This window comes from Levilactobacillus zymae, from assembly GCF_032190635.1.
Classification (GTDB): domain Bacteria; phylum Bacillota; class Bacilli; order Lactobacillales; family Lactobacillaceae; genus Levilactobacillus; species Levilactobacillus zymae_A.
Genome location: NZ_JAVLAS010000001.1, coordinates 2,573,989 through 2,586,893, shown reverse-complemented (window position 1 = coordinate 2,586,893; position 12,905 = coordinate 2,573,989). Strand labels below are relative to the sequence as shown.

The following is a 12,905-nucleotide window of genomic DNA, read 5'->3' as shown; positions in this document are numbered from 1 at the left end:
GAGGACAACACCCATGGATTTGCTTGATGACGATTTCTTACTCGGCAATGAGATGGCCAAGAAGTTGTTTAATGATTACGCCAAAGACATGCCGATCATTGACTTCCACTGCCACTTGAACCCGGTAGAAATTTACGAAAACAAAAACTACCCGAACATTACGCGGATTTGGTTGAACGAAGGCACTTACGGGGACCACTACAAGTGGCGCCTGATGCGGGCCAACGGTGTCCCTGAAGAATTGATTACGGGTGACGGCGACGACTATGACAAGTTCATGGCCTGGGCTGGCACCATCGAACAATCAATGGGGAACCCGTTGTACGAATGGACCCACTTGGAATTAAAGCGTTTCTTCCACATCGACGACGTCTTTAACCGGAAGACGGCACCGGCCATCTGGAAGAAAGCCAACGCTTTACTCCAAACGGAAGCCTTCAAGCCACGTAACTTGATCAAGAACATGAACGTCAAGGCGGTCTGCACCACGGACGACCCTGCCGACGACTTACGTTACCACAAGTTGCTGAAGGAAACCGAAGCCGAAAACGGCTTCCGGACCTTACCAGCCATGCGGCCAGATAAGTTGATCCAAATTGATCGGGGCGGTTATGCGGACTACTTGAAGAAGTTGAGTGACGTCTCCGGCGTTAAGATCAACGGTTTCATGGACATCATGGCAGCGGTTAAGCAGCGGTTTAGCTTCTTTAACGACATGGGCGGTCGGTTGTCCGACCACTCCTTATTGACCTACCACTTTGTTGAGGCTTCGGACAGCGAGCTGGATGCCATTGTCAACAAGGGGATCAATAACCAAGACCTGACGCCGAAGGAATTAGACCAATACATCACCATGTTGTTGGAAAACTTGATGAAGTTTAACAAGGAATTCAACTGGACCATGCAATTCCACATCAACTCTGTCCGGGATCTTAACCGGCCAATGTTTAAGAAGCTGGGTGCTGATACCGGGTACGATGCGGTTGGGACGCAACCCGACATCGCGGGTGAGATCCAAAAGCTCTACACCAAGATGCGGGATACTAACGACATTCCTAAGAGTATCTTCTACTCCTTGAACGACAACGATTGGATGCAATTAGCAACCATGATGGGCTCGTTCCAAGAAGGCGGCAAGCAACGCTTACAATTAGGTGCTGGCTGGTGGTTCAACGATACGGCCGAAGGAATGGACAACCAATTGCGGATCTTTGCTCAAGAGAGTCTGTTACCTAACTTCGTTGGGATGTTGACCGACTCACGGAGCTTCTTATCCTACCCACGTCACGAATACTTCCGGCGAGTACTTTGCAACTTCTACGGTAAGTTAGTTGAACAAGGTCGGGTACCTAACGACGAAGCAACGTTGGGGAAGATCGTGCAAGACATTTCCTACAACAACGCCTACAACTTCTTTGGGTTCTTCCCAGACAAGACGCCAGATGAGTTATTTAACACGAGTTATTCAACCAGTAAGTAATTACTGATAAATAGACGACTAAAATTTCTCGGACGACTGCTTAGCGGTCGGCCGAGATTTTTTTTGAAATTATAAGAGTGTGACCCCAGGCGGTTAGCCAGTGAGCATTAACGTCATTTGGGTGATTATCCTGGGTTTGGATAATTACCCAAATGGGGTTAAGCGGAGCTGGCTGCCTGGGTGAACACGTTTCGGCACCAGGCGATTGGAGCGCAGGGATTAAGCGCAACTAGCTGCCTTTTAGCGCACGTTTCGGCCCCAGGCGATTGGAGCCGCAAGGGTCAAGCCGCTGGTGTCGGCGAAAGTAACGGGTCACTTAGTATCTAGTAGGAGGCGTTTTAGATGACTCAAAATCCTTTAAATATTCTACACACCATCGGGTTGAAAGAACTTTACCCGATTATTCGGTGTCAAATTCAACTGACCGGTCATTTCGACATTGATCGGTTCCGGCGGGCCGTGACCTTATCCGCCAAGGTCGTGCCCGAGCTCTTTTGTCGCTATAACTTGGCGGATAATAGTTGGACGCCCGTGGTGGACGACGCCACGACCATGGTGACCGTGGTCGACCGACTGACCCCGGGATTAGACAGCAATCCCGACTGGTTCACGCAGCCCCAACTCCGGGTTTTCATCGAACCCGGGTCTACGACCACCCTGGTGCTGACCATGAGCCACATTTTAACCGATGGGAGTGGGTTCAAGCAGTACCTCTATCTCTTAAGCGATTGCTATAACCGGGGAGCGGCGGCCGTTAAAGGCCAACACAATACGGTGGACTTAGACTGGCTCAAGGCGCTACTAAAAACGCATCCGGCACCGGCAAAGGGGGCCAACGTCGACCACCCGACCCATGCGTTGAGTTTGCCGCGTCTGGCGGCCACCACGGCTCAGCGTGAGGCCCACGTCAGCGGCGTGCGGTTGAGTGCCGCTTTGACTCACCAGTTGCTACACGCGACTCACGACCAGCACGTGACGGTCAACGACGTGTTGATGGCCACCTTCGGGAAGACCATTCAGGCCTACGTACCCGAAGTACCAGAGATTGCGATTGCCTGTCCCACGGATATGCGCCAGAGTATTGTAAACGATCAGGCTAGCTGGCGGATCGCCAACCATACGGCGCGGTACAATCCCGCGATTGCGGCGCCCTTGACCGAACCCATCCGGGACTCTGTACAGAAGATGCACGCGGGGATGGCGGCGTTAAAGGACCGGGACCAGTTCCTGGATTCCGTCCGGTCGCTAATGGCACAATACCAGCACGAAAGTATCGAACAACTGCAACAGATTGTGGAAGCCAACTATCACGTCCGGCCGATTGGCTACACCAACTTCGGCATTATCGACGATCAGCGGTTACGGTGGGCCGACACCGAGATGACGGCGGTGACCATGACCGGGTCCTTCCGGATTGCCCCGATGTATCAGATTGCCTGCAGTACGTTTAAGGGCCAATTGACCCTGGGCTTCAACATGGTGGGAACCGCCCAAGAAGTCCAGTTCGGTCGTGACCTGGCTCGGGCCATGGCGGGGCGCATTGAGGACTTCATTGACCCGCAAGCGGCCGCGACCCAGACGCTAAATTAGGCTGGTATGAACAACCGCCGCGTTAACGGCTGATTAGAGATAGCGAAACTGAGTGGCAGACTAAAATTTAATGACGAAAAAGGTGACCCGCGCGGAATTTCCGCTCAGGTCACCTTTTAGATTTTGGTGAAGGATTAACCCACCGGCGGCTTAGTGAAACAAAAGGCTGTCGTGGGCGTGATTATCTTTGAAGAGGGTTGATTTCATGGTCATAATTAACCGATTGAGGTCCGCGGAGCCCTTCTGCGCATCCCGGTTAACGGCGATGACCGGGAGCAGTGGGGGGTTCTCTAAGAGCTTGAGAATCCGTAAGGCCACGTGATGTTGCAACAGGTAAGCGGCGACCGATTCGGGAATGATGGCCCAATTGAGTGGCGACTGTAAGAATTCCCCCACCAGCAGACTGGAGTCCAGCTGGATTAACGGTGACTCTTGGGCGTCCCAGCAAAGCATGTGCCAATTGGCATACTCATCGTTATACGGGATGAAGAGTTCATCGTGACGGGAGAGGTTATCCGCCGATAGCTTGTCGGGGTAGGAACTATCCGGCGAAGCGATGACGACCAGGCGCTCCTGGCCCACACGGTGGGTCTCCAGGCCGTGACGGGCCGAATCCGAGAAGGAAAAGCCAACATCCGCGACCCCGTCGGCAACCCGTTGGTAGACGTCCAAGTTGTGGGTCAACGATAGGGAGAGGTGCAGCAAAGGATCGTCTGCGAGTAAGCGATTACAATTTGGTGTCAGGATCGTGGTGGTGATGTCGGTGCTGGCAACAACTCTAATCAGGTGGTAGTCCGCTAGCTTGTTAAGATGATTGAATTGTTGATTGAGCTGGAGCCATTGTTGGGCAATCGGCACCAGCTTTTCCCCATACTTGGTCAGCGAGATGGTGTTGTTCCCCTTGCCTCGGTTGATCAGTTTCACACCGGAGAGGCTCTCCATTCGTCTGAGTCGGTTACTCACCGCGGCCTGGGTGATGTACAGGGAGTCCGCGGCCTGAGAAATTTGTTTATATTCGACGATTTTTAAAAAGGTTTGTAGCAGTTCCGAATTCAATTAATCACGTCCCAATCAGCACATTTTTTAGAGCGGCTCCCCATTATATTGACTAAAGTCAAAGCCGGCGTCAGTCACCACAATTTTAGAGACGCTACCGTTTTTCGGGTAGTTGTCGAGGGTATTAATGCCCTTAAAATCGGCTAGAGTGCGAATAAATGTCCCGTGAGTCACCAACAGGACCCGTGAATTGGGTTGATTTTGCCGATAAATGGTTTGAATCCCCCGTTGCCAACGATGGATGACTTGGTCGTAGGTTTCGGCTAAATGTTCGGGATCTAGCTCGTGCATCAACTGGCGGGACGTACGGAAGTCATATTCTTGCATGATGGCGGTCTGGGTGGTCAGGTGTTTACTGGCGCCGACTTGCCGCCAGGTTTCATCGGAGTCTAGGCCCTCGAAGTACCCAAAGAAAACCTCCCGAAAGACGCGATCGGCCACAACACGGGCCACCGGATGGTCGAACTGCTGGGCGATGAGGTCGCGGGTGTTGACCGCCCGGTTAAGATCAGACGAGTAGAGACTATCAAAATGGACGGCATGTAATTCTTGACCGGTTTGAACGGCTTGTTGGCGACCCTTAGTCGTTAAATCAGCATCAATCCAGCCCTGCATCCGATTGAACCGGTTCATGAACGTTTCACCATGACGAACAATGTAGATTGTAGTACTCAAATAATTCACCTTCACTTTGTAGGATAATGACTTAAATATTTAAGTTAGCACGTCTTATCTCCATCATATATAAAGAATTTTTAATATTCAACCTTGTAATGAATCCGGTTTCATTTATAATAGAGCGTAGGAACTATATGTTATATATATAGCGACATTTATTATTAAATGTTATTTAAGGAGGCTGTACATAATGCATGTAACTTTAACAATTTGGCAAGCGTTGTTAATTGCCTTATGGGTTGCGCTGGTTGAATCTCGGATTTTAGGGTTTTCAACGTTAACGATGCGGTTTAGTCCGCTGATGACGGGGATGATGGTTGGGTTCATCATGGGTGATATTAAACAAGCCATGATTGTAACCGCTGCCATCCAACTGGTTTACATGGGATTCGTGGCACCAGGTGGTGCGTTACCCGCTGAGCCATGTATTGCAACGGCCATTGCCGTTCCGGTCGCATTGCTCGGGCACATGAGTCCACAAGGGGCCATTGCGATTGCCGTTCCCGTTGGGTTATTAGGAAGCTACCTGTATCAATTTAGATTCTTCCTCAACACGTTCGCGTTGAAGCCAATGGATAAGTACGCTGCTGAAGGAAATGCACGGGGCTTGAAGTTTTCCATTGTTGCGATTCCAACAATGATTTCTTTTGTCTTATTTATTCCACTGATGTTTATTGCTCTTTACTTCGGGGCACCCGTAATTTCCGGCGTTGTGGCTAACATCGAACACGGGACGTTAATTCACGTCCTTAACAGTGTTGGTGGCGGTTTAGCAGCGTTAGGGATTGCCGTAATTATGCAGGTTATCGGGAAAAAGCAACTGTTACCGTTCTTCTTCCTGGCCTACTTCATGAGTGTGGCTTTTGCCAAGTTACAGATCAACATGACGATTTACGCCATCTTTGGGGCCATCTTCGCCATTCTGTACGTCATGTTTACGTCCAAGGCATCCGATAAGCAGTAGAGGAGGTAAATTCAATGAGTGAAGAAAATGCTGTAGCAGCAAACGATGAAAATGTTGCAACGCCGGAAACGGATGAACCAAAACGCATCCCGCAACCGGATAAGATTACTAACAAAGATTTAATGAAGTCTTGGTTCGGTTGGTGGTGGACTAACGAAATTCCCCACACGTTCGATAGAATGTTAGCACCAGCCTTCTGTTTCGGGTTGATTCCAACCTTACAGAAGTTGTACAAGGACAAAGATGAATTAGCCAAAGCGTTCCAACGGCACTTACTGTTCTTCAACACCCAAGCAACTTGGGGTGGTGGGACGCTGACCGGGGTTACGATTTCTTTGGAAGAAGCGCGGGCCAAGGCCTTAGCTAACGGTGAAGAACCAATTTCTGAAGACATGATCAACAACACCAAGGTTGGGCTGATGGGCCCGTTAGCCGGGATTGGGGACTCAATTGACTCCGGGACCGTGCAATACATCTTTATCGCCATCTTCTTACCGTTCGCCCAACAAGGGAACTTCTTAGGGGCCTTGCTCCCATTCCTGTGTTTCGCGATTGCGACCTTTACTTACGGGTTCTACTTTACCAAGATGGGGTATTCACTGGGACGTTCCGCCGCTAAGGAAATTATGACGGGTGGTCGAATGGCCGGTATCATCGATGGTTTAGGGGTCTTAGGGCTCTACATGATGGGGATCTTAGCCGGGCAATACATTAAGATTCAAAGTTACCTGAAGTTTACGATCTCGCACAAGACCTTCGATATTCAACAGATTCTGAACACGATCCTGCCAGGGGCCTTACCACTGGTTGCCGTGTTAGCACTGTACTGGTACTTCCAGAAACAAGGGCTTAAGATTACCCGTGGGTTAGTTTACTTAACCTTAGCCTTGGTCATCTTGAGTAGCTTCTACATTCTGTAATTAATTAAGGTGGGATAAAACATGAAACGCGCATTTCTGGTAGTCACACACGGTGACATGGGAATTGAAACGGTTAAAAGTATGGAACTCTTGATGGGTCCCCAGGAAAATGTGAAGGCGTTAGGCTTGCATCCTGGTGAATCGGTTGATAGTTTAAAGGAAAGCATCAGTCAGGTCTTAGCGGACAACGCGAAGGACTATGACGAAACGGTGATCCTGGTGGATGTCCTCGGGGGCAGCCCATCTAACGCATCGTTAACGATGTTGGCAACGTACCACGATTTAAAGATGGTCACGGGGGTTAACTTGCCGCTGCTGATTAACTTGTTAAACTTCTCTGAAGGAGAAGCGGACACCGATAAATTGATTAACTCATCCATTGAGGTGGCCAAAGACGGCATTAAGTTGATCGACAAGAACTTTTTGAAGCATTAATCTAGGAGGACTAAATCATGGGAAAAATTAATTTAGCACGAGTTGACGATCGGATGATTCACGGCCAAGTGATGACTAAGTGGACCAAAGGGTTCGGCACGAACTCCGTTTACGTGGTGGATAACGCCACGGCTGCGGACGACTTCATGAAGGATATCTACGTCAGCACGAACTCGACCGGTGGGTTGAAGATCAAGGTTTACAGTTCGACGGAAGTTGCCGACGAATGGAAGAAGAACCAATTCGGTGACGATAAGGTCGTCGTGGTCTTCAAGTACATCAAGGAAGTCAAGGAAGCCTTGGATGCCGGGTTAGAAATCGACGCCTTAAACGTTGGTGGGGTCTCCAAGAAGCCTAACACGGACTTCGTGATCCCAACGGTAGCGGTCGGTGCCGACGAAAAGGCCCTGTTAAAGGAAATCCACGACAGCGGCATTGAAGTTTACTTCCAGACGGTGCCAGATTCTAAGCGGGTCGAATACGATTCAGTTATCAAATAATTAATGTGAATTAGGTGAAGTTTATGAACAAGAATCAGGACTATGAGATTTTCCCGGACAAGTTTCGGATTATCATGACGGGGACCACGTTCGCGTTCTTTGCGATTGCCATCGGGGCCATTACGTTATTAAGGACGAACTTTGTATGGAAGATCTTGGCGGTGATTTTTGCCGTACTATTCATGATCGCCGCGGTGCGCATCTTTAAGGAGTTGTGGGTGAAGACCCCGGCTTACGTGATCAACGCCACGGGGGTTACGGATAATACGCAAAAGGTCCCCGTCGTGGTGCCGTGGGCCGAGATGATGAAGATCGAGATGGTGCCCAACAACGCCGTGATGCAGATTGGTATTTTGGCGCAAAAAACGGTTACCAGTCAGACGGAGAAAACCCATGTCCTGACCAAAAACTTGTTTACTAACGGCAACATGGCGTTTTATTCGGTCATGATTGACGGGTTTAAATACAGTAAGAAACACTTCCTCGCGATTTTTGAAGAGTTACAACGACAGGGCGTGCAGCATAATCCTAAAATTTTAGTGAGCGGCTACAACGTGGGTCGAGAAAAGTAACGACGAGGGATGTTTACAGTTAGGTTGAGGTGAATCACATATGGCAACAAAAATTTCTGGCATCGCAGCGAGTGACGGTATCGGAATTGCGAAGGTCTACATGTTGACCGATCCCGATTTGAGTTTTGACGCCACCACGGTGCAAGATACCGAAGCAGAAAAGAAACGTTACGATGATGCTCGGGCGGTCACCGAGAAGGAACTGAACTTGATTCGGGCCAAGGCACTTGAAAACTTTGGCCAGGATGAAGCGGAGATCTTTGATGCGCACTTGGCCATGCTCAGTGATCCTGAGTTTATCAAGCAAGTGCAATCCGTGATCGACCAACAATCCTGCAACGCGGAACAGGCTCTCCAATCCGTCGCTAAGCAGTTTGCCGATACGTTGCGGGCCATGACGGACAATGCGTATATGCAAGAACGGGCTACGGACGTGGAAGATGTGACCAAGCGGGTGTTAAGCCACTTGTTAGATCGGCCATTGCCGAATCTAGCGTTGATTCAGGAACCGGTCATTGTGGTTTCGCACGACCTGACGCCATCCGTTACGGCACAAATTAACAAGCAGTTTGTCAAAGGCATTCTGGTTGATTTGGGCGGTCGGACCAGTCACTCCGCCATCATGTCCAGAACTCTAGAAATCCCCGCCATTGTGGGGACGGAAACCGTTACGAAGACGGTGAAGAATGGAGATATGGCCATTGTGGATGGGTCCAACGGGGTCGGCTTGATTAACCCGAGCGATGCCGAATTGGCGGATTACCAGCAACGGCAAGCGGACTTCAGTGCGCAACAAGAAGCCTTGAAGCAACTGAAGACCCAGGCCAGTGTTTCGGCGGACGGCCAGCACTTTACGGTGGCCGCCAACATCGGGACCCCTAAGGATATGGACGGGGTCACCAACTTTGGGGCCGAAGCCATTGGCCTCTTCCGGACGGAATTTCTCTACATGGATAGTGACCAACTCCCAACGGAAGATCAACAGTTCGAAGCTTACAAGACGGTCGTTCAACAGATGAACGGGAAGCCGGTTGTGATTCGGACCATGGACATCGGTGGGGACAAGAACCTGTCTTACTGGAAGTTGCCTAAAGAAATGAATCCGTTCTTGGGCTACCGGGCCATTCGGATTTCGTTGGACCGGCAAGACATCTTCCGGACGCAGCTGCGGGCGTTACTCCGGGCTTCGGCGTACGGCAAACTGGGGATTATGTTCCCCATGATTGCGACGCTAGAAGAATTGCGCCAGGCCAAGGCCATCTTTAACGAAGAAAAGACGAAGTTAGTGGAAGCCGGCGTGAAGGTGGGCGACGATATCCAGCTGGGAATGATGATTGAAATTCCTAACTCGGCGCTCTTTGCGGACCGCTTCGCTAAGGAAGTTGATTTCTTCAGTATCGGGACCAATGACCTGATTCAATACACGTTTGCGGCCGACCGGGGGAACGAACGGGTTTCTTACCTGTATCAACCTTACCATCCAGCCTTGTTGCGGTTGATCAAGCACGTGATTGACTGTGCCCACCGTGAAGGCACCACCGTTGCCATGTGTGGTGAAATGGCGGGTGACAAGATTGCGGTTCCACTATTGATGGGCTTGGGTCTGGATGAGTTCTCCATGAGTGCCACGTCGATTTTACGGACGCGGGGCTTAATGAAGACCATCGACACCAAGCAAGCCGCTGCTTTAGCCCAAAAGGCGATTGACACTTGTGACACCTGCGACGAAGTTAAACAGCTAGTTGAAGGGGCCACCAAAGCCTAAGCGACACTTAAATTTGTTGATTCCATAAAAACGACCAGTCGAACTCTCCTCGGCTGGTCGTTTTAAATTGCTGATTTTTGGGGGAACTCTCATGGAGGGTGCCGCGACGTGCAGCTAGTAAAATAGCCACCGCGGATGGGGGTCCACGGTGGCTAAGGGGTTCACATTGAAGGAAGCGTTAAAAACTACTTTAAAGCTTGCGTTTGCTTTTGAACCAACGCCGTGTAAGCAGATGAGAAGGAATGATTAGCCACGGCAGGGTTCGAGTTGGACGCAGCGAAAGCTTGGGTGCTGACAAAAGCTCCAGAAACAACAACGGCAACAACAACGATCAGTGCAATAACTTTAGATAAACGCATTTAATAAACATATCCTTTCAGCTTAACTCGCTTTAACTTTTTTAAGTTTCGTGTTTTCAACATTTGTTAACGTGAACATCATAATTCTTTCAGAAAATTAAATCAAGAATTAATTGGTCATGTAAAGGATTACATTTAAAAATATTTTATGTAATCGTTTTATTGCAAGGGGTTAGCGACTATTTTAGCTAATAGTTGACTATGAAAACGCTCCGACCGCTTTCATAACCGGTTGAGCAGGATTCATTCTGGGGACGTCCAACTATGAAAACGCTTAATCGAAGACGATTAAGTAAAAATGTGACCGGTAAACCTGAGAAGCCACGGGAAACTGATATTGTTCAGCGTGACTGTCGAGGGGATAAGTAAGAGCGCGCAACCAGCTGCCCTTTGGCGCACGTTGCGACACCCAATATTTGGAGACACTAAAGGGCCCGGGATTTTTGTCCCAGGCCCGAATGTTGACGGACTGATTCATCATAAATCAGTCGGTTAAGTTAAAGGAAATATCGAGTGCCTGAACGCTATTGGTGAGGTAGCCTAACGAGATGAAGTCCACGCCGGTCCCCGCATAGCTCGGTAATTTGGCGGGCGTAATGCCCCCGGACGCTTCAACTTGGATGGTCGGAGGCACCAACTGGCGCCATTCCCGTACCGTTGCGGGCGACTGGTTATCGAACATAATCATGTCGACGCGACTAGTGATGGCAAGTTGTAACTGATCTAAGGATTCCACCTCGACTTCAATTAACTTGGTGGGGCCGATCAATTGCCGTAAGCGCTGCACCGTAGCGGGCAAATCAGTAATCAAGCGTAAATGATTATCTTTGAGCATCACGGCATCGTACAATCCCATGCGGTGATTCAGACCACCGCCGCACTGCACGGCGTACTTGTCGAAGAGTCGTAGGCCGGGAGCCGTCTTGCGGGTGTCCAGAATGCCGATGGACGGGTCGTTGAGGGCGTCTACGGCTAAGTGGGTCGCCGTGGCGATGCCACTCATGCGCTGCATCAGGTTGAGTGTTACCCGTTCGCCAGCTAACAGGGTGGTTGCGGGACCGGTGGCGTGGCCCACGATGGTGCCGGCTTGGACCAACGTTCCGTCTGGGACCGTGGGGGTGTAGGTTGCCTGAGAACTTAAGCGCGCGTAAACGGCGCTGGGAATGCACTGGCCCACCAGGATGCCCGCGCGTTTGGCCGTAAAGTCGCCGTACACCACTTGGGGTGGTAAGGCGCTGGTACTAAGATCGCCGGTGGCTAGGTCCTCTTCGAGAAAGGTTGCCAGTAACTCAGTGAGTCGTTTCGGACTTAGCGTCATGGGTGACGGCCTCCTTTGAAACCACGGTGGTATCGGTTACCCCCACGGCTAAGAGCAAGGCACCGAAGACCAGCAGGACCACGAACAGGCCGAGGATGGTGCTGATTGAAAACTTAAGCTGGATCAACAGACCGACCATGTAGGGACCGATCGTGGCGCCGACTCGGCCAATGGATTGCGCGGAGCCCATCCCGGTTCCCCGGATGGCTTGGGGAAACTGCCCCGGTGTCAGAGCGATTAGCGTCCCCCAAGCTCCCAAGTCGAAGAAGGAAAGCCAAGCGCCGCTGACCAGGATCGCCAAGTTGCTGGTCGCCATACTGAAAGCCAGGACACTGACAATGGTTCCCCCTAAGTAGATTAGTAAGACAGTTTTCTGCCGGAGCTTCCCCATCAAGTAGGCGGCTAAGTAGTACCCTGGTAATTGGGCGAGACTCATGAGAAGGGTGTAGTTAAAACTATGCACGATGGGAAACCCACGTAAGACCAGAATGCTGGGTAACCACAAGAACATGCCGTAGTAGGTGAGCATCACGATGAACCACAGCGCACTCAGAAGCAAGGTTTGTTGCCGGTGTTCCGGTTGCCACAACACCTTATAGGAAGATTTGACCATGGGCTTGACCGGTGTCGTGGGTAAATGCTTGCGTAACGGCAAGGCGTACAGGACGGTCAGGGCCGTAATCAAGACGGTCCAGCGCCAACCGATGGCGGGCATTGCCCCAAAGGCCAATACCGACGCCAGGATCCAACCGATGGCCCAGAAGCTGTCGGCCATGACTAACATTCGAGAGCGCTGCGTGCCGTGGTAACTGTCGGCGATTAACGTGGCCGCCACGGGCAGTTCGCCCCCCAGCCCAATTCCCGTGATGAAGCGAATCAGGATGAAGACGGTCACGTTGGGGGCTAAGGTTAGGGCTAAGTTCCCCAGTGAAAAGAGGGCCAGGGTGTAAATCAGAACCTGCTTACGCCCAATCCGGTCGGCCAGGTAACCACACAGTAGGGCGCCAATAATCATCCCGACGGAAGTCGCAGCTCCCACGGTCCCCAATTGGACCGGTGAAAGTTGCCATTCAGCCTTTAACAACGGCATGATAAACGAGAGAATGGCGACGTCCATGGCATCAAACAGCCAGGCGGTCCCCACTACGAACAATAAGTGATATTTCGATTTCGACATATAAATCCTCCCCAGAATTATAATAAAAGTAATATTTACTTTTATTAAATTAAAATAAAAGTAGAAACGACTTTTATTTAACTTAGAGCTA

At 50.5% G+C, this 12,905-nt stretch carries 13 protein-coding genes; 8 read left to right on the top strand and 5 right to left on the bottom strand.

What is annotated here, in order from left to right:
* The first annotated feature begins 13 nt into the window (after window positions 1-13).
* Together uxaC and RI501_RS12315 are read left to right on the top strand one after the other, a co-directional pair.
* The gene (uxaC, locus tag RI501_RS12320) at window positions 14-1,480 is read left to right on the top strand and encodes a glucuronate isomerase (protein ID WP_313823022.1); all 1,467 of its coding nucleotides are present in this window, start codon (window positions 14-16) and stop codon (window positions 1,478-1,480) included.
* 342 nt (window positions 1,481-1,822) lie between these two features.
* On the top strand, window positions 1,823-3,070 hold the full coding sequence (locus RI501_RS12315) for a hypothetical protein (protein ID WP_313823020.1): 1,248 nt from the start codon (window positions 1,823-1,825) through the stop codon (window positions 3,068-3,070).
* 150 nt (window positions 3,071-3,220) lie between these two features.
* Here RI501_RS12315 and RI501_RS12310 read toward each other — a convergent pair whose 3' ends face one another.
* Together RI501_RS12310 and RI501_RS12305 are read right to left on the bottom strand one after the other, a co-directional pair.
* Window positions 3,221-4,126, bottom strand: coding sequence for a LysR family transcriptional regulator (locus RI501_RS12310; protein ID WP_313823018.1), 906 nt, complete (start codon window positions 4,124-4,126; stop codon window positions 3,221-3,223).
* A 27-nt stretch (window positions 4,127-4,153) separates the two neighbouring features.
* Window positions 4,154-4,801, bottom strand: coding sequence for a histidine phosphatase family protein (locus tag RI501_RS12305; protein WP_313823017.1), 648 nt, complete (start codon window positions 4,799-4,801; stop codon window positions 4,154-4,156).
* Between the two features lie 193 nt (window positions 4,802-4,994).
* Between RI501_RS12305 and RI501_RS12300 the strand changes: the two genes are divergently transcribed.
* Genes RI501_RS12300 through ptsP form a run of 6 tightly spaced genes read left to right on the top strand, consistent with a single transcriptional unit; the run spans window position 4,995 to window position 9,960 of the window.
* Complete coding sequence (locus RI501_RS12300) at window positions 4,995-5,768, top strand: PTS mannose/fructose/sorbose/N-acetylgalactosamine transporter subunit IIC (protein ID WP_313823015.1); 774 nt, start codon at window positions 4,995-4,997, stop codon at window positions 5,766-5,768.
* Window positions 5,769-5,782: 14 nt separating this feature from the next.
* Entirely contained in the window at window positions 5,783-6,688 is a 906-nt protein-coding gene (locus tag RI501_RS12295) for a PTS system mannose/fructose/sorbose family transporter subunit IID (protein WP_313823013.1), read from the top strand.
* A 21-nt stretch (window positions 6,689-6,709) separates the two neighbouring features.
* The gene (locus tag RI501_RS12290; protein WP_313823011.1) at window positions 6,710-7,123 is read left to right on the top strand and encodes a PTS sugar transporter subunit IIA; all 414 of its coding nucleotides are present in this window, start codon (window positions 6,710-6,712) and stop codon (window positions 7,121-7,123) included.
* Window positions 7,124-7,140: 17 nt separating this feature from the next.
* Window positions 7,141-7,623: a PTS sugar transporter subunit IIB gene (locus tag RI501_RS12285; RefSeq protein ID WP_313823009.1), complete on the top strand. Its 483-nt coding sequence runs from the start codon at window positions 7,141-7,143 to the stop codon at window positions 7,621-7,623.
* Window positions 7,624-7,646: 23 nt separating this feature from the next.
* Entirely contained in the window at window positions 7,647-8,195 is a 549-nt protein-coding gene (locus tag RI501_RS12280; RefSeq protein WP_313823008.1) for a hypothetical protein, read from the top strand.
* A gap of 40 nt (window positions 8,196-8,235) precedes the next feature.
* A complete protein-coding gene (gene ptsP, locus RI501_RS12275; RefSeq protein ID WP_313823006.1) occupies window positions 8,236-9,960 on the top strand; it encodes a phosphoenolpyruvate--protein phosphotransferase in 1,725 nt (574 codons plus the stop codon).
* A 185-nt stretch (window positions 9,961-10,145) separates the two neighbouring features.
* On the opposite strand, the gene RI501_RS12270 is transcribed toward ptsP, so the two are convergent.
* The 3 genes from RI501_RS12270 to RI501_RS12260 form a co-directional block, all read right to left on the bottom strand.
* The gene (locus RI501_RS12270; protein ID WP_313823004.1) at window positions 10,146-10,319 is read right to left on the bottom strand and encodes a hypothetical protein; all 174 of its coding nucleotides are present in this window, start codon (window positions 10,317-10,319) and stop codon (window positions 10,146-10,148) included.
* A 484-nt stretch (window positions 10,320-10,803) separates the two neighbouring features.
* Complete coding sequence (gene nadC, locus RI501_RS12265; RefSeq protein ID WP_313823002.1) at window positions 10,804-11,637, bottom strand: carboxylating nicotinate-nucleotide diphosphorylase; 834 nt, start codon at window positions 11,635-11,637, stop codon at window positions 10,804-10,806.
* Window positions 11,609-12,814: an MFS transporter gene (locus RI501_RS12260; RefSeq protein ID WP_313823000.1), complete on the bottom strand. Its 1,206-nt coding sequence runs from the start codon at window positions 12,812-12,814 to the stop codon at window positions 11,609-11,611. The genes nadC and RI501_RS12260 overlap by 29 nt, the downstream gene beginning before the upstream one ends.
* Window positions 12,815-12,905: the final 91 nt, after the last annotated feature.

What these genes read in the sequence shown, in the direction of transcription:
- uxaC (WP_313823022.1), top strand. Translation starts at nt 14, where the DNA reads ATGGATTTGCTTGATGACGATTTCTTACTCGGCAATGAGATGGCCAAG.
- RI501_RS12315 (WP_313823020.1), top strand. Translation starts at nt 1,823, where the DNA reads ATGACTCAAAATCCTTTAAATATTCTACACACCATCGGGTTGAAAGAA.
- RI501_RS12300 (WP_313823015.1), top strand. Translation starts at nt 4,995, where the DNA reads ATGCATGTAACTTTAACAATTTGGCAAGCGTTGTTAATTGCCTTATGG.
- RI501_RS12295 (WP_313823013.1), top strand. Translation starts at nt 5,783, where the DNA reads ATGAGTGAAGAAAATGCTGTAGCAGCAAACGATGAAAATGTTGCAACG.
- RI501_RS12290 (WP_313823011.1), top strand. Translation starts at nt 6,710, where the DNA reads ATGAAACGCGCATTTCTGGTAGTCACACACGGTGACATGGGAATTGAA.
- RI501_RS12285 (WP_313823009.1), top strand. Translation starts at nt 7,141, where the DNA reads ATGGGAAAAATTAATTTAGCACGAGTTGACGATCGGATGATTCACGGC.
- RI501_RS12280 (WP_313823008.1), top strand. Translation starts at nt 7,647, where the DNA reads ATGAACAAGAATCAGGACTATGAGATTTTCCCGGACAAGTTTCGGATT.
- ptsP (WP_313823006.1), top strand. Translation starts at nt 8,236, where the DNA reads ATGGCAACAAAAATTTCTGGCATCGCAGCGAGTGACGGTATCGGAATT.
- RI501_RS12270 (WP_313823004.1), bottom strand. Translation starts at nt 10,319, where the DNA reads ATGCGTTTATCTAAAGTTATTGCACTGATCGTTGTTGTTGCCGTTGTT.
- nadC (WP_313823002.1), bottom strand. Translation starts at nt 11,637, where the DNA reads ATGACGCTAAGTCCGAAACGACTCACTGAGTTACTGGCAACCTTTCTC.
- RI501_RS12260 (WP_313823000.1), bottom strand. Translation starts at nt 12,814, where the DNA reads ATGTCGAAATCGAAATATCACTTATTGTTCGTAGTGGGGACCGCCTGG.